Below are 16,751 nucleotides of genomic sequence, written 5' to 3' on the forward strand. Positions count from 1 at the left end.
TTCTCCTTAATCCAACCCGCCTTCTGGCGGGTTTTTTTATGCCCGCTGCCGCAAAAGGCAAAAAAATTGACCTGAGCAGGAGGAATTAACAATTCTGTATGATATATATTTTCAAGAATAAATTATTCCTTAAGGGAGCGAACATGAACATCGATCTGAGCCAGATGATCACCGAGGGCCGCAACCCGGCGAGCCAGAACATTGACGAGCTGAACACGGAAGCGATGCTGCGCGTCATTAACGATGAAGACAAAAAGGTGGCGCTGGCGGTGGAAGCTATCGTGCCGCAGATTGCTGAGGTGGTGGATGCCATCACGGCGGCGTTCAGCCAGGGCGGACGTCTGATTTACTGCGGTGCCGGGACCTCTGGCCGCCTCGGTATTCTCGATGCCAGCGAATGCCCGCCCACGTTCGGCACGCCGCGCAGTCAGGTGGTCGGGCTGATCGCCGGCGGCCATACCGCCATTTTACAGGCGGTGGAAAACGCCGAGGACAACCGCGAACAGGGCGCGCAGGATTTAAAAGATATCGACTTTTCGGCACGCGATGTGCTGGTCGGCATTGCTGCCAGCGGCCGCACGCCTTATGTGCTTGGTGCGCTGGCCTGGGCGAAGCAGCAGGGCGCCTTCACCGCCGCGCTGACCTGTAATCCCAACAGCGCCATGTCGCAGGCGGCGGACGTCGCCCTGACGCCGGTGGTGGGGCCGGAAGTGGTCACCGGCTCGTCACGCATGAAAGCCGGCACCGCGCAGAAGCTGGTGCTCAATATGCTGACCACCGGCGCCATGATCCGCAGCGGCAAAGTGTACGGCAACCTGATGGTCGACGTAGAAGCCACCAATCAGAAACTGGTGCAGCGGCAAATCAACATTGTTAAGCAGGCCACCGAATGTGACGATGCCCGCGCGCAGCAGGCGCTGGCAGCGTGCGGCGGCCACTGTAAAACCGCCATTGTGATGATACTGGCAGACCTGAGCGCCGATGAAGCGCAGGCGCTGCTGGCGCAGAACCACGGCTTTATCCGCCAGGCATTACACCACGCAGGAGCGCAATGATGGCGGCGATCACTGAAAGCTTATTGCGCGATATCCTGCAGGCAGTCGGCGGCGCTGGCAACGTGGTGCACTGCGGTAACTGCATGACGCGTCTGCGTCTGACGCTGGCCGATGCCGCGCGGGTCGACAGCGCCCGGCTAAAAACGCTGCCCGGCGTGCTGGGCGTGATTGACAGCGATGCCCAGCTACAGATTGTGCTCGGTCCTGGCAAAGCGCAAACCGCAGCGGAAAAAATGCAGGCGATGCTGAACAGCGCCACGCCAGAGGCGCCGGGCGATCTGCACAGCATCGCCAGCGCGCAGAAGCAGCAGATGAAAGCGAAGCAAACCAGCGCGCTGCACCGTTTTCTCTCCTGCTTTGCCACCATTTTTACCCCGCTGATCCCGGGCTTTATCGGTGCCGGATTACTGCTGGGGTTTGCCACGCTGATTGAGCAGGTGTGCCATCTTAATCAGCCCGGGGAACACGCCCGCTGGCTGCTGGACACCGTGGCTTATATGAAGGTGTTCGGCAAAGGGTTGTTCACCTTCCTCAGCATCTTAATCGGCTATAACGCGCAGAAAGCGTTTGGCGGCACCGGCGTGAACGGTGCGATCATCGCCTCGCTGTTTGTGCTGGGTTATGTCCCGAACGCGACCGTCGGCTATTACAGCGGCATGCAGGATTTCTTCGGCCTGACCATCGATCCGCGCGGCAATATTATTGGCGTGCTGCTGGCGGCGATATTTGGTGCCTGGCTGGAGAAACAGCTGCGCAAAATTATCCCGGATAATCTCGATATGATCCTCACTTCGCTGCTGACGCTGTTAATTACCGGCGCGGTGACGTTCCTGGTGATCATGCCGATTGGCGGCGAGCTGTTTAAAGGCATGTCGTGGCTGTTTATCCACCTGAACAATAACCCGTTCGGCTGTGCCATTCTGGCCGGCTTATTCCTGATTGCGGTGATGTTCGGCATTCATCAGGGCTTTATTCCGGTCTATTTTGCGCTGATGGAAACCCAGGGTTTCAATTCGCTGTTCCCGATACTCGCCATGGCCGGAGCCGGTCAGGTCGGCGCTTCGCTGGCGCTGTGGTGCAAAGCCGACAAGCACTCGCTGCTGCGCAGCCAGATTAAAGGCGCCATCGTGCCGGGTCTGCTGGGCGTCGGTGAGCCGCTCATCTATGGCGTGACGCTGCCGCGTCTTAAACCGTTTATTACCGCCTGCTTCGGCGGTGCGCTGGGCGGCTTCTTTATCGGGCTGGTGGCGTGGCTCGGTCTGCCGGTGGGCATGAACACGGTGTTTGGCCCGTCAGGACTGGTGACGCTGCCGCTGATGACCTCTTCGCAGGGCATCTTTGCCGGTATGGCGGTCTATCTGGTGGGGCTGATCGTGGCGTGGATCGGCGGCTTCGTCTTTACCTGGTGGGGCGGCACCAAAAACGTCGATTTAAGCTAGAAAAGCCCGCACCAGTAGACCGTCAAGAGGTCCGATGTCATTAAATGGATGATTTTGCTGCAATTGTGGGCTGGCTCACAATTGCAGCATTTCGTTAGCGCTGCTTATTATTGAGCGTGAGAATTATCACCCATCCAGACTTTACTGGAGTGGCTGAAGATAAATCACATAATATTAATGCGTTATCACTATAAGCCTTATTTAAACCAGGGTTATAGCCTTTCATTTTCTGCGAAATTCTTATTTCATTCCGATAAATATCTCCGGGCTCGCTTTTGATCTGTGCAGCCATAAAGTCTATATAAGCAACAGCTTTCTCCTGATTTTCACGCATCAGCGGCACCCTCTGTGCCCATAATTAACCACTTGATTCGTTTTGTGAAAATAGAGTTCGCCCATCTGCCCCTTTGTTCTTTTTTTCGCTGTGCTTTCACAGCGTCGCTGATTGCTTGTTACTGGAGGTTGTATGAGATTCACCCGGAATCCCATTGCGTTAGGGATCGTCGCTGCGCAGGCGGTGTTTTATTTCCCCGGCGTAGGGGAAGCGGCAACACTGGGCGCGTATAATCCGCGCGATAACGACCAGCAGAGCGGCGCGCTGATTGTTAACGGCGGCAGCGCAACCTTAACCGGTAATCAGGCGTTTGAGCCGGGGATTGACGGGGCGGTCAACACCACGCTCGGCCAGGTGACCATCGCGGCGGGCGCACAATATCTCAATCAGGCACGTCTCGATCCCGGTCCGCAAAACCTCGCCATCACCGTGCCGGATCCCACTACCGGCGGCAACACCACCTTTCAGGTGTTTGATTCCGCCAGCCTGGTGGCGCAGGCACCGGTTACCGCCAGCACGGTGGTGCCGGATCTGCAAAACGTGAATGACAATCAGTATATCGACGCGCGCATCGCCGACGTCAGCGGCAGCGGCAGTTCGCTGGATGTCAGCATTGGTCAGGCTAACGCCAACAGCAGCGCCAGCACCAACGCCTGGACCATGGCGGCCAAAAACACCACGCTGTTTCAGGTCAGTAACGGCGGCGCCCTCAACTGGAACAACAACAACCGCATCACCTTTAACGGTTCTGCGGCCAACGTTTCCGGCGGCCAGGTGACCGACAGCCTGGCGGTACAAAACCTTGCGACCTATAACGGCAGCTTTAGCGTGCAGACGCTGGACGGCAAAACCACCGCCTTCAACGTCACCAATGCCAGCCAGCTGCAAAGCTACAATAACTGGCTGGTGAGCCAGCTGCAGGCCGGCAATCTCGCGCCGGCCAGCTACCTCAGCGCGTTCAATCAGGCGGTCACTATCACCAACGGCGATATTGTCTATAACGTCAGCGCCACTGCGCCGGATGAAGTGACGCAGCCGATAGGTAGCCGCGTGGTGATCAATGCTGAAGGCGCCGGTTCGCAGGTCACTATCGCCGCCGGTAAAACGCTGGAAGTGGTAGGGGCCAGCGATGGCGCGGTACGCGTGGCCAATGGGGCCAATGCTACCATCGACGGGAAACTGGCGAGCCGCGGCACCGCGCTGGCGCTGGATGGCGCGACGGCTACCAACAGCAGCAGCGGCGTCATCAACGGCGGTTTCCTCAACCGTATTGATGGCACCGGCGTCGGCGCGGCCAGCAACAACGCCACGGCGGTAACGGTGCAAAACGGCGGTGATTTCACTAACAATGGCGTGCTTAACCTCGGTACCACCGGCAGCAATCTGACCAACGGCGTGGCGGGCATCCGCCTTGATGCCAATGCGCAGGCCGCTAACAGCGGCAATATCAACGTGGGCGTCAACGGTTCCAGCGCGCGTGGCACCACTTCCGGCGTGCTGCTCACCAGCGACAGCAGCCGATTTACCAACAACAGCGGCGGCACGATTTACCTCGGGCGAGGCGCGCAGAACAGCCTGAGCGACAACGTGGCGGAGACCGCCCTGAACCAGAGCGGGCTGACCAGCGGCATTGCGCTGCTGGCCAACGGCAGCGCCACCAACGACGGGGCGATTGTGATTGGCCCGCGCGTACAGAACGCCGCCGGGATGTCGGTCAGCGGTGCCAGCAATGCCACGCTGATCAACAGCGGCACCATCGACGTCAACGGCAGCGCTGCGCGCGTGCCGCGCGAGAACGTCGGCATGCTGGTCACTAACAGCAACGGTACGCTGGAGAATCGCGGCACCATCAACCTCAACGGCGTTAACGGCACCGGCCTGAAAGTGCTGGCCACCAGTGGTAACAGCGCCGCCGCCAGCTCCACCGGGACCATCAACGTGGCAGGCGGAGCCGATCCGGCCAGCGGCACGCGCAACTTTGGCGTGTGGGTGGAAGGTCAGGGCAGCGGCACTGCTGCAGCGAACGTGGACGGGCCGATTAACCTCACCGGCAACGGCGCAATTGGCGTGCACGCGCGCGGCAACGCCACGGTTAACGTCACGCAGAATGCCATTCCCCGCTTCAGCACCGGCAGCAATCAAATTGGTTTTTTTGCCTATGGCCCGAATGCGCTGATCAACGTGGACGACAACAACGCCTTTGACGTCACCACCACTAACTCGACGCTCTTCCGCATCGAACAGGGCGCGACGTTTGACGGGACTAATACCACGCTGACCGCCTCCGGCGCGGGTGCGGTGGCGGTGAACGGCACCGGCGGTGGCGGAACATTGGTGAAGACCAATAACGCCACGATCAATGTCAGCGGCACCGGCGCCATCGGCATCAATATCGAGGGCGGTGCGCAGGGCAACATTGACGCGGCGACCACCATTACCCTCAGTGGCAGCAACGCCACGGGCGCGATTGCCGACGGGCAGAAACATACGCTGACCGGTGCCAACAGCCGTGCGCCGGTCGCCAGCACGCGGCTGACCTCCGACGCAGAACTCAATTCGGCGCAGAACGGCATCACCGGCTATCTGGCTCGCAACCGCGCGCAGCTCAGCAACAGCGGCAACATCAACTTCAGCGGGGCCAATACCACCGGCCTGCGCGTGGAGAGCGGGGCGACCGGCAGCAACAGCGGCAACATCAGCATCAGCGACGGCGGCACCGGAATCGCGGTGAACAGCGCGGGCAGCACCTTCGCTACCACCGCCAGCAACAGCGGCAACATCGACGTCAATGGCGGCAGCAATACCCGCCGTTCGCGCGGCGTCAGCGCCAGCGGTAGCCAGGCCGTGGCGAACCTCAACGGCGGTACGCTCACGCTCAACGGCAGTGGTGCCATCGGCGCCGAAGCGCTGGACGGTGCGCTGGTGAATATCGCCGCCGGATCGACGCCGATCTTTAACAATAGCGACCAGATCGCCTATCACGCTGCAGGTAACGGTTCGCGCATTCGCGCCGCCACCAGCGCGCTGGATGTCAGCACGCGTGGTTCGACCGGCTACCGCCTTGACGACGGCGCGGCGCTGAGCTTCAGCACGCCGAACAGCCTGAGCGCCAGCGCCGCCAGCAGCACCGGCGTAATTGTCTCCGGCAGCGGCAGCAGCCTCAACAGCGCCAACCTCAATCTGACCGCCAGCGGCGAGGAGAGCACCGCCGTGCGCGTCGAGGGCGGCGCAGCGGCAACGCTCGACGGCAGCAGCAACATCACGCTCAGCGGCAACAACGCGGTGGGCGTGCTGGTGAATACGCTGCGCAGCGATCTCAGTAATGCGCTGGACGGCAGCGCTGCCGCCACCCGCGTCACCAGCAACGCCCGCATCAGCGGCGCTGGCAACGGTGCCGTTGGCTTTGACCTGACCAACGGCGCGGCGCTGGAGAACAATGGCGCACTGACGCTGACCGGCAGCAACAGCATCGGCATGCGCTCGCGCGCCGGCAGCACGCTGACCAACAATGGCGTGGTTAACATCAGCAGCGGCACCGGGTTAGATGTCGGCGGCAACGGCACCACGCTGGCACAGGGCGGCAGCATTAATGTTGATAACGGCGTGGCCGGCGTGCGCATCAGCGACGGCGCACAGCTGGCGCTGACCGGCAGCGATACGCTGATCACCACGCGCGGCACGGCGCATGGCATTTTGCTCGACAGCGGCGCGGCGGCGCTCAGCGCGCGCGACGCCACCATCAACGTACTGGGCAGCGGCAACGGCATCGAAAACCGCGCGGAGCTGGACAACGTGAGCCTGAGCAACCTGACGCTTAACGTTGGCGATGGCAACGGCATCCGCACTGCCGTCGCGTTCGATCCCGCCTCCACCGTGACCACCAATGTATCCGGCAGCGGTAACGGCCTGACTGTCGCCAACGCCGATGGATCGACCACCGGCGGCGATCTGACGCTGGGTTCGGGTTACGTTTTCAATGTCACCGGCGCCGGCGGCACCGGGATTCGCGCCAACACCACAGGAAATATCGTCACCGCCGCCAGCGTTAATATCACTAATGCGGCAGGCGGTTCGGCGCTGGTCTCCAGCACCGCCGGCACCATCGTCAACCGCGGCACACTCCGCTCCAGCAGCCTGACGGCACCGGTGGTCGATCTGCGCGGCGGCAAAACGGTATTCGAGAACCTTGGCACAATCGTAACCGCCACGGCGCAAAGCGTGGCGGTGGCGGGCAGTAACGCCGACGATGTGATTTTGCTGACCCAGGGTGACGTGCTGGGCGACATCAATCCTGGCGGCGGCAGCGACACGTTCCGCTGGACCGGCGGCACGCTCAACGGCAGCCTGACCATGGGCGCAGACAACAACAATATCGCCGACGTCAGCGGCGTCGATCTCAGCACTACTTACCATCTCACCAGCGGCAACGGCACCGGTAACAGCCTGACCTTTGACCAGATTACGGCGCGCGGCGGCAGCTTCAGCGCCGATGACCTGAGCAAAGGCGTTAACCTCGGCAGCGGCTGGAGCATCATTAACTTCGCGGATAGCCGCTGGACGCTGACCGACAATCTGCAGCTGGCGCACAGCACCATCAACATTGATGGGCGCTCGACGCTGTATGCCGGTGACAACGTGCATCCCACGCTGGCGGGCGGCACAGCGGATTCGCTGCAGGTGAATAACAGCGGCACGCTGGATCTCACCAATGGCGGCGGTTCGCCGGGCAATACGCTGGACATCAACGGCTCGCTGGCGTCGCTGGGCGGTCAGGCGGATCTGGTGACGCGCCTGAATGACGGCGGCGCGCTGAGCAACCAGTTCACCGACCACATCAACGTCAGCGGTAACGCCAGCGGCACCACGCTGCTCAACGTCAGGCTTGATGCGGCAAGCAGCGCGGCGCTCACCGATCGCAACCGCAACGGCGGCATTGAGGGCAACGAAGGCATTTCGCTGGCGCAGGTGGGCGGCAACGCTGGCCAGAACAGCTTTGCGCTCAGGGATGGGTATCTCGGTGCCGGACCGTGGCAGTACCGGCTGTACAGCTTCGCGCCGGGCAGCAGCGATCCGGCGCAGCGCCTGCTGAGCGGCAGCGGCAACAATTACTGGGACTACCGGCTGGCAAACTACTACGTGTGCGAGGACAGCGACAGCTGCCAGCCGGCGCTGGTGACCAGCGGATTTGGTACGCCACAGCGCTACGATGCGCGTCCGGCGGTGGTGCCGCAGGTGCCCTCGTACATTTCGGCACCGGTTGGCCTCGCCTATTACACCGCCGCGATTATTGATGACCTGCACAAGCGTCTCGGCGAACTGCGTCACGAGCAGACGCGCCCGGCGGGTAACGGCGGTGAGATGTTCCTGCGCTACATCGGCTCAAACCTGAAATACAAAAGCGACCGCAGCTTTAGCGATTACGGCTACGGGTTTGATCTCGATTACAGCGCGGTGCAGCTTGGCGGCAACCTGCTGCGTCTCGACGGTGAGCAGGACAGCCTGCGCGGCGGCGTGGCCTACACGCGCGGCAATACGCGCATCCGTCCGCAGGCGGCAGACGGTTACAGCAGCACCAGCTTCGATAGCGACAGCCTGGCGCTGTACGGCACCTGGCAGCGCCAGAGCGGCTTTTACCTTGACGGCGTGCTGTCGTTTGACTGGCATCGTGGTGAAACCGACATTGCGCGCCAGCAGCGCGAGGCAAAGCTGAAGGGCCACGGCTGGACCGCCTCGCTGGAGAGCGGTTATCCGTTTGAACTCGGCGAGGGCTACAAGCTGGAGCCGCAGGCGCAGCTGATGTACCTGAAACTGAACATGAATGATTTCACGGACGAGGACAATAACCAGGTGCGCTATGGCGATTATCACCAGACGATTGGCCGTCTCGGCGCGCGTCTCGACCGCAGCTGGACCGATGACAGCAACCGCCAGTACACGCCTTATCTGCGCGCGAATTATTACAAAGGCTGGGGCGGTACGGCGCAGGCGTCGGTGTCGGCAGCCGATAACCCGGCGCTCGGCGCCAGCTTCAGCAGCGGTAATTTTGGCCAGATGTGGGAAGTGGGTGCCGGCGGCACGGTGACGCTGCAGCAGGATGTGTCGCTGTACGCCGAAGCGGATTACCGCAAGGAGATCGACGGCAACGGCGCCAGAGGCTGGCGTTACAACCTCGGCGTGCGCTGGCAGTTCTGACAGTACGTGCACATGACGCGGTCGCCGTGAACGGTGTAATGCCGACCGGTCAGGGCAGCCGCAAATCGCACAAAATTTGTAGCGGCGCGATTTATCGCGCAATAAATTGCGCCGCTACCAAATGTGCAACGATTGTCGAACAGTTTGAGGTTCAACTGACAAACTTATCATACTCAGCCAAAGCTCGATCTCATTTACCCTAAATGATTTTTTATCGATCCCGCCCGCGGCCAGAACTGTGAAGCGCCGCGCACTCCGGCTTTATTAAGAACAAAAATTAAATAGCCGCGCTAAAGCCAGGCCATTGTGCTGCCGAAAAGGTAAAAAAGTATTATCGATTTCTCTTCAGCCTGCGTTTTGCAAGGACTCACACATGCGTAATAACCAGCCCATCACCCAGCGTGAATTCGTCTTCGACGATCGCGCCACGCTGATGTCGACCACCGATCTCAACAGCCACATCACCTACGCCAACGACGCCTTTATTGAGGTCAGCGGATTCAGCCCGGAAGAGGTCAACGGCCAGCCGCACAACATGGTGCGTCATCCGGATATGCCGCCGGAAGCGTTCGCCGATATGTGGAGCACGCTGAAGCAGGGCGAACCCTGGACCGCGCTGGTCAAGAACCGGCGCAAGAATGGCGATCACTACTGGGTGCGCGCCAATGCTATTCCGGTGGTGCGCGAGGGCAAGCTGCAGGGCTATATGTCGGTACGCACCAAACCGTCGGCGGAGGAGGTCCGTCAGTGCGAGGCGCTGTACCGTGATTTTCGTGAAGGGCGTGCCAAAGGGCGTCGCTTCCATAAAGGGCTGATTGTCGGCAGCGGCTGGCGGCGACTGACCTCAGTGCTGAAAACGCTGCCGCTGCGCTGGCGCATCCGCAGTACGCTGATCGCGCTGCTGCCGTTGTCGGTGCTGAGCGTCTGGCTGCTGGGCATGGCACCGCTGGCGATCGGCTGCTTCAGCGGCGGCATGGCCGGGCTGCTGCTGCTGGCCAGCCTGTGGCTGGAGCAGCAGATTTCGCGCCCGATGGAGCGCATGTGCCGCCAGGCGCTGAGCGTGGCCACCGGCGCCAGCCACAAAGTCGAGCACATCGATCGGGTGGATGAGATCGGCATGACGCAGCGCGCCATCGGCCAGCTGGGCCTGATGTTCCGCTGGCTGGTGGATGACGTCAGCGGCCAGGCGATCAATGTCCTGAGCGCCAGCGACGCCATCGCGCGCAGCAATGATGAACTGAGCCGTCGCACCGAGCAGGCGGCGGCGAACGTGCAGCAAACGGCGGCGACCATGAACGAAATGACCGCCACGGTCAAAAGCAACACGGAAACCGCCAGCGAAGTGAATACGCTGTCGGCCAGCACCAGCGCAGCGGCGATCAAAGGCGGTGAAGTGATGCAGGAGATGGTCGGCATGATGGCGGAAATTGCCGACAGCTCGAAGCGTATCGCCAACATCACCAGCGTGATCGACGGCATCGCTTTCCAGACCAATATTCTGGCGCTGAACGCGGCGGTGGAAGCGGCACGTGCCGGTGAGCAGGGTAAAGGCTTTGCGGTGGTAGCGGGCGAGGTGCGCAATCTGGCACAGCGCAGCGCCAAAGCCGCCAGCGAGATCAAAAACCTGGTGGAAACCAGCGCCGGCCGTGTGCAGTCGGGCAGCGATCACGCCGATGCGGCCGGCCACACGATGCAGGCGATTGTCGATCAGGTGCAGAATGTCACCGCCCTGATCGCGCAAATCAGCGCGGCGACGGCCGAACAATCCATCGCGCTGAGCGAAGTCAGTAGCGCGGTGGAGGATCTCGACGACATCACCCATCAGAACGCGGCGCGCGTGGCGGAAGGCGCAGAAGCCTCCGGCCGAATGGCGCATCAGGCCAACCGGCTGGTTGAAGCGATCAGCGTGTTTCGCTAAGTTTCACGACGCTTCACGTCCGGCGCGCAGTGCGCCGGGCGGTGTGCCGACAATGCGTTTGAAGGCGCGACTGAAGGCGGCCAGTGAACCGTAACCGAGGTGGAACGCCACGCTCTCCACCGCTTCGCCATCGTTAACTATGCGCTCCACTGCCAGACGCATGCGCAGTTCGGTGAGGTAGCGCAGCGGCGTCATGCCGGTGGCGTTTTGAAAGCGCGCGGCAAACACCGAGCGTGAGCTGCCGGATTCGCGCGCCAGCCGCTCCACCGTCCAGTTTTCGCCGGGCGCGCGGTGCATGGCCGCCATCGCCAGGCTGAGGCGCGGATCGCGCAGAGCCTGCACCAGCCCGCTGCCCTGGCCACAGCCATTCTCCACCCAGCCCCGCACAATTTGCGCCGCCACCACATCGGCCAGCCGCGACAAAATGCCGGCAAAGCCCGCTTTGCGCTGACGCGTTTCACGCTCCATGGCATCCAGAATCGGCTGGATTTCCGGGTATTGCGCCAGCAGTGTGCTGACCAGCATCACATCCGGCATGGTGTGCACCAGCGGCTGCATGCCGCCCAGCTCAAACGCCATGCAGGCGCTGAATAAAATCACATCGCTGTCGTCCGGGCAGGCATCCGCGTCCGGCGCATCGTTAATCGCGCACACGCTGTCACAGATGGGTTTGCTGTTAAAGGTAGCGATCGGCACGCACACCGCATCTTCGCCGGAGATTAGCGCGTGCGGCTTACCGTGCGGAATCAGCAGTGCATCGCCCGCCTGCAGCGGATAGACGGTGCCGGAAGCGGAGCGAATCAGCAGCGAGCCGCGGCCAACAAAATGCAGCTGTGCCTTGCCCGGCGCGTCATCATATTGCAGGCCAAACGGCGCATGCAGCGCGATGCGCTGATATTTGACGCCGTACAGGCGCATGCCCATCAGCAGTTCGCTGGTCAAATCTTCATAGCGGCTCATACAATCCAGACGAATTATCAAAAAACAAAGTTTCTGTATCATAGATCGTCTTGCGTCGTCTCTCTATGCTTACAGCCTGATATTTTGTGATGGGGATCGCAGATGAGTCTGGATACTGAAGTAGTGGAAACAAGCATTGCGGTAGAGAAACCCGCATGGGGCGCGGTGTTCGCCATGGCGTTTGGCGTCTTCGGCCTGATCACCGCAGAATTTCTGCCGGTGAGCTTGCTGACACCAATTGCCGACTCGCTGCGCGTCAGCGAAGGGCAGGCGGGCCAGACGGTCACGGTTACCGCGCTGGTGGCGCTGCTGACCAGCCTGGTGATTGGTAACGTCACGCGCCGCCTCGACCGCCGCCTGGTGATGCTGGCGTTCACGTTGCTGCTCATCGCCTCGGCGCTACTGGTGGCGTTTGCCGAAAATCTGCCGATGATTTTACTGGCGCGCGTGCTGCTCGGCATGGCGATTGGCGGCTTCTGGACGCTGTCGACCGCCATTACCATGCGGCTGGTGCCCGCCGATCAGGTGCCGCGCGCGCTGTCGATTGTGTTCAGCGGTATTTCGCTGGCCACCATCATTGCCGCGCCGCTGGGCAGCTATCTTGGCGGGCTGATTGGCTGGCGTAACATCTTCCTGCTGACCGGTGTTTTGGGCGTGCTGGCGCTGTTCTGGCAGTTCTTCACCCTGCCATCGATGCCGCCGGAGAACAAAGCGCGCAGCGGCGGCGTGCTGGACCTGCTGCGTCAGAGCGTGATGCGCTGGGGCATGCTGGCGGTGATCATGATGTTTACCGGCCATTTCGCCTTCTTTACCTATCTGCGTCCGTTCCTGGAAACCAGCGCGCAGCTGAGTGTGAATCAGCTGTCGCTGGTGCTGCTGGCGTTCGGCGTGGCGAACTTCTTCGGCACCTCGCTGGCCGCGTGGCTGGTGACGCGCAGCGTGTCGCTGACGCTGACCGGCATGGCGCTGGTGATGAGCGTGACGGCGGTGCTGCTGGTGAGCTTTGGCCACGTCTCCTGGCTGGTGGCGAGCGGCGTCGCGCTGTGGGGGCTGGCGTTTGGTTCAATGCCGACTGGCTGGTCAACCTGGCTGTCGCGCGCGGTGCCGGACGACGCCGAATCGGGCGGCGGTCTGCTGGTGGCCACTATTCAGCTGGCGATTACCGCCGGTGCGGCAGCCGGTGGCTGGATGTTCGATCTGCAGGGCGCGGGCGGCGTATTCCTTGCCAGCGGCGTGCTGATGCTGCTGGCCGCCATCACCATCTTTACCCGCGTGCGGCATCACGGTTAAATCCGTTTACCGCCATCAGACGCGCCGCGACACGCTTCAGGGTGTGTCGCGGCGCCGCTTTTGCCGCGTATGCCTGGTCTCACCAATCACAGCAATAAATCCTGCCTTTTAATCAAATCGTGGTTTTTTAACCCTTTGCGCACAGGTTGCGCTAAACGTGCTTTTTATAGTCAAAATATTCGAAAGACTTAGGCAAATCTCTGCGCTTTTTTTTGATCGGTTGCCGGCCTACTATATCTCTCATCAAGGCGATGTCGCCTTATTCAATCAAACATCATTAAGGACATGACCATGAAAACCATCAAAACTTTTGCTGCTGTTATTGCTCTCTCTGTTCTGCCATTTGCCAGCTTCGCGCAAAGCGTGACCGCTACCGCCTCTACGCTTGACGGTGCTGAAGCGCAAATCGCTGCTAAAGCGCAGGAACTTGGTGCTTCCTACAAAGTGACTGAAGCCAACTTCAACAACGGCGTTCACATGACCGCAGAACTGACCCAATAAGTTTGCCTTACCCTCTGTGCTGACAGGGTGCCTTCGGGCGCCCTGGCGGCGTTGCTAACGCCATAAAATCCTGTCCCTTTTCCGCATAAATGATTATTATTCGCAAAAACTAACATCCTTATCGGCTCGCCTCGGGCTGAATTTCCTATTGGTTGCAATGTCGGGCTTTCATTTCACTGCCGCACGGCGGTGGTTTTGCTATGGAGAAGTTATGAAAGCGAATAAAACAATGCAGTGGGCGCTGCGTCCGCTACTGGTGGCCACGGCGCTGCTGTCCTGCAGTGCGCTGCAGGCGGCGGAAACGCAGCCGCTCAATCAGCCGATCGCCAAAGGCGCCTACGAACTGGCCTTCAGCAACAGCGACAACGCGCTGTTCCTCGCCACGGCGCAAAACGCCGGCAATCCGCAGGGCGGTACCGTGTACCGTCTCGATCCGCAGAATCTGGCGGTGAAACAAACCATCAGCACTGAGCTGAAGACCTTTGGCGCCGCCATCAATCAGCACACCAACGTGCTGTACTTTGGCAACACGGTCAACGGCGCGCTGACGGCAGTGGATGCCAGCAGCGGTAAGGTGATCAACACGCTGGTGCTGGATGGCCGCAAGCGCGGTGACACGGTTCGTCCGCTGCAGCCGCGTGAACTGGTCGCGGATGCGCTAACCAATCGCGTGTACATCACCGGTCTCGGCGCGCAAAGCGTGGTGTGGGTGGTGGATGGCAAAACACTCCAGCTCATCAGCACTATCCCGAATACCGGCAAAATGGGCACCGGGCTGGCACTGGATGCCGCCGCGCAGAAACTGTATGTCACCAATGCCGATGGCGAGCTGGTCACCATCAATACCCGCCTGAACGCGATTGAAAAGCGCCAGAAAATTGACGGTGATAAAGAGCACTTTTTCCTGAACATTGCGCTGGATAGCAAAGGCCACCGCGCTTTCCTCAGCGATGCGAAGCAGCCGCAGGTACTGGTGCTGGATACCCGCACGCAGCAGGTGATTCAGCGTATTGAGGTACCGGAATCGCTGGCGGTGCTGTTCAATGCTGACCGTGACGAGTTGTATGTCTCGCACCGTAAAGCCGGTGAGATCAGCATCATCGATGCCAGCAGCTATAAAGTGAAACGCACGGTGAAAGCGCCGGGCCTGCCGAACAGCCTGGCGCTCTCCGCCGATGGCAACACGCTGTTCGTCAGCATCAAGCAGCCGGGCTCACGCAAGGAACCGCCAAAAAACCCGGACAGCGTGTTACGCATCGCGCTGTAGGGCGTAATTATCCGAAACTCAGGGGCGACGTGTGTCGCCCTTTGCATTTCCGGCCTTGATCCCCCCTTTCCCGCCCGGCTTACGCTACCTTTAGGACGACAACACCTAAGGGGAGAGTGCAATGAGCCAGTTTTTTATGCATGAAAAAAACGATCTGGTGAACGAAGCGATCGAAGGCGTGTTACTCAGCACACCGTGGCACAACCTGACCCGTCTCGATCTGGGCGATGAGATTCGCGTGGTGGTGCGTTCGGACTGGGATAAAAGCAAAGTCGCACTGATTTCCGGCGGTGGCTCCGGCCACGAACCGGCGCACGCGGGCTTTGTCGGCAAAGGGATGCTGACCGCTGCGGTGTGCGGCGATATCTTCGCCTCGCCGAGCGTTGATGCGGTGCTGAACGCCATCGTTAACGTCACCGGTGAGGCGGGCTGTCTGCTGATTGTGAAGAACTACACCGGTGACCGGCTCAACTTTGGCCTTGCCGCGGAGAAGGCGAAAAATCTGGGTTACAAGGTGGAGCTGGTGATGGTGCAGGACGATATCGCACTGCCGGAGAACCCGCAGCCACGCGGCATTGCCGGCACCGTGCTGGTGCACAAAATCGCCGGCTACGCTGCGGAGCACGGCCAATCGCTCGACGAGGTTAAAGCGCTGGCGCAGCGCACCATCGACGCCACGTCCTCCATCGGCCTGGCGTTTGCCACCTGTCACATTCCGGGTGAAAAGCGCGACGATCGCGTGGCAGCCGGTCATAGCGAGCTGGGGATGGGCATTCACGGTGAGCCGGGCGTGATCACGCTGGATACGCAAAACAGCCGTAAAATTACCAGCATCATGACCGATCAGCTGGCGCAGGCGCTGCCCGACGGCAAACAGGCGCTGTTGATGATCAACAATCTCGGCGGCTTTTCCCAGCTGGAGCTGGCGCTGCTCACGCGCGAGGTACTGCAGTCGCCGCTGGCGGCACGCATCACCCATTTAATTGGCCCGGCAACCCTGGTCAGCGCGCTGGATATGAAAGGGTTTTCGCTGACGCTGCTGGCGCTGGAAGAGGCGTTTTTCGAGGCGCTGCACGCGCCGGTGCAGGTGCTGGGCTGGACGCCGATGTACGACTTTGCGCCCATCAGCCTGCAGCGCGCTGAACGCATCGGCAGCGTGCTGGATTTCGATCCTTCCGATAACGCTGAAGTGGCGCAGGTGATTGAGCGCGTGACGCAGACGCTGATCGATCTGGAGAGCGAACTGAATGCGCTTGACGCCAAAGTCGGCGATGGCGATACCGGCTCGACCTTTGCCGCCGGCGCGAAGAAAATCCAGCGCGGCCTGCGTGAACAGCAGTTGCCGCTGGATGAGCTGCCTACGCTGCTGGCGCTGGTAGGCGAACAGCTGGCGACGGTGATGGGCGGATCGAGCGGCGTGCTGATGTCAATTCTGTTTACTTCGGCCGGACAGCGGCTGGAGGAGGGCAGCACGCTGCCGCAGGCGCTGATGCACGGGCTGGAACGGATGAAGCACTACGGCGGCGCGCAGCCGGGACATCGCACCCTGGTGGATGCGCTACAGCCGGCACTGGAGGCGTTAGCAGCCGGAGAGTCGCTGGCTGCGGCGGCGGTCGCTGCGCAACAGGGTGCCGACGCGACGGCGCAGATGCAGAGTGCGAAGGCAGGTCGTTCGGCTTATCTCAATCAGCAGAGCCTGGATGGCGTGAAGGATCCGGGCGCGTACGCCATCGAGAGGGTGTTTGCGGTGCTGGCGGGCTGAGGATGGGGCGGATGGGTGCGGGGTTCGCCCTCA

General features: G+C 61.0%; 10 protein-coding genes. 8 read left to right on the forward strand and 2 right to left on the reverse strand.

Features of this window, described 5'->3' with window-relative positions; genetic code table 11:
• The first annotated feature begins 143 nt into the window (after positions 1-143).
• Both murQ and murP read left to right on the forward strand, forming a co-directional pair.
• Complete coding sequence (gene murQ, locus FT726_RS00200) at positions 144-1,055, forward strand: N-acetylmuramic acid 6-phosphate etherase (RefSeq protein WP_058757601.1); 912 nt, start codon at positions 144-146, stop codon at positions 1,053-1,055.
• Entirely contained in the window at positions 1,055-2,494 is a 1,440-nt protein-coding gene (murP, locus tag FT726_RS00205) for a PTS N-acetylmuramic acid transporter subunit IIBC (protein WP_058774923.1), read from the forward strand. Before murQ ends, murP begins: the two co-directional genes overlap by 1 nt.
• Positions 2,495-2,588: 94 nt before the next feature.
• Here the strand turns inward: murP and FT726_RS00210 are convergent, their stop codons facing one another.
• Positions 2,589-2,828, reverse strand: coding sequence for a hypothetical protein (locus FT726_RS00210; protein WP_150059156.1), 240 nt, complete (start codon positions 2,826-2,828; stop codon positions 2,589-2,591).
• 132 nt (positions 2,829-2,960) lie between these two features.
• Here FT726_RS00210 and FT726_RS00215 point away from each other — a divergent pair, with 132 nt between their 5' ends.
• Both FT726_RS00215 and FT726_RS00220 read left to right on the forward strand, forming a co-directional pair.
• Positions 2,961-9,020 carry an autotransporter outer membrane beta-barrel domain-containing protein gene (locus FT726_RS00215; protein ID WP_346302288.1) on the forward strand — a complete coding sequence of 2,020 codons (6,060 nt, stop codon included), beginning with the start codon at positions 2,961-2,963 and terminating at the stop codon, positions 9,018-9,020.
• 373 nt (positions 9,021-9,393) lie between these two features.
• Positions 9,394-10,938 carry a PAS domain-containing methyl-accepting chemotaxis protein gene (locus FT726_RS00220; protein ID WP_058757540.1) on the forward strand — a complete coding sequence of 515 codons (1,545 nt, stop codon included), beginning with the start codon at positions 9,394-9,396 and terminating at the stop codon, positions 10,936-10,938.
• Positions 10,939-10,941: 3 nt separating this feature from the next.
• Here the strand turns inward: FT726_RS00220 and FT726_RS00225 are convergent, their stop codons facing one another.
• Complete coding sequence (locus FT726_RS00225) at positions 10,942-11,898, reverse strand: AraC family transcriptional regulator (protein ID WP_021507815.1); 957 nt, start codon at positions 11,896-11,898, stop codon at positions 10,942-10,944.
• 102 nt (positions 11,899-12,000) lie between these two features.
• On the opposite strand from FT726_RS00225, the gene FT726_RS00230 reads away from it, so the two are divergent.
• From FT726_RS00230 to FT726_RS00245, 4 genes are all read left to right on the forward strand, one after another.
• Positions 12,001-13,188: an MFS transporter gene (locus FT726_RS00230; RefSeq protein WP_222951369.1), complete on the forward strand. Its 1,188-nt coding sequence runs from the start codon at positions 12,001-12,003 to the stop codon at positions 13,186-13,188.
• Between the two features lie 291 nt (positions 13,189-13,479).
• Entirely contained in the window at positions 13,480-13,689 is a 210-nt protein-coding gene (locus FT726_RS00235) for a DUF1471 domain-containing protein (protein ID WP_058757538.1), read from the forward strand.
• Between the two features lie 211 nt (positions 13,690-13,900).
• On the forward strand, positions 13,901-14,956 hold the full coding sequence (locus FT726_RS00240; RefSeq protein WP_346302289.1) for a YncE family protein: 1,056 nt from the start codon (positions 13,901-13,903) through the stop codon (positions 14,954-14,956).
• Between the two features lie 121 nt (positions 14,957-15,077).
• Positions 15,078-16,718 (forward strand): dihydroxyacetone kinase subunit DhaK, encoded by a 1,641-nt coding sequence (locus tag FT726_RS00245; protein ID WP_346302290.1) that lies wholly within the window; start codon positions 15,078-15,080, stop codon positions 16,716-16,718.
• Positions 16,719-16,751 lie beyond the last annotated feature (33 nt).

The organism is Pantoea sp. Morm, from assembly GCF_016643525.1.
Taxonomy (GTDB): domain Bacteria; phylum Pseudomonadota; class Gammaproteobacteria; order Enterobacterales; family Enterobacteriaceae; genus Pantoea; species Pantoea dispersa.

Coding starts and splice junctions, on each gene's coding strand:
- murQ (WP_058757601.1), top strand. CDS start 144: ATGAACATCGATCTGAGCCAGATGATCACCGAGGGCCGCAACCCGGCG.
- murP (WP_058774923.1), top strand. CDS start 1,055: ATGGCGGCGATCACTGAAAGCTTATTGCGCGATATCCTGCAGGCAGTC.
- FT726_RS00210 (WP_150059156.1), bottom strand. CDS start 2,828: ATGCGTGAAAATCAGGAGAAAGCTGTTGCTTATATAGACTTTATGGCT.
- FT726_RS00215 (WP_346302288.1), top strand. CDS start 2,961: ATGAGATTCACCCGGAATCCCATTGCGTTAGGGATCGTCGCTGCGCAG.
- FT726_RS00220 (WP_058757540.1), top strand. CDS start 9,394: ATGCGTAATAACCAGCCCATCACCCAGCGTGAATTCGTCTTCGACGAT.
- FT726_RS00225 (WP_021507815.1), bottom strand. CDS start 11,898: ATGAGCCGCTATGAAGATTTGACCAGCGAACTGCTGATGGGCATGCGC.
- FT726_RS00230 (WP_222951369.1), top strand. CDS start 12,001: ATGAGTCTGGATACTGAAGTAGTGGAAACAAGCATTGCGGTAGAGAAA.
- FT726_RS00235 (WP_058757538.1), top strand. CDS start 13,480: ATGAAAACCATCAAAACTTTTGCTGCTGTTATTGCTCTCTCTGTTCTG.
- FT726_RS00240 (WP_346302289.1), top strand. CDS start 13,901: ATGAAAGCGAATAAAACAATGCAGTGGGCGCTGCGTCCGCTACTGGTG.
- FT726_RS00245 (WP_346302290.1), top strand. CDS start 15,078: ATGAGCCAGTTTTTTATGCATGAAAAAAACGATCTGGTGAACGAAGCG.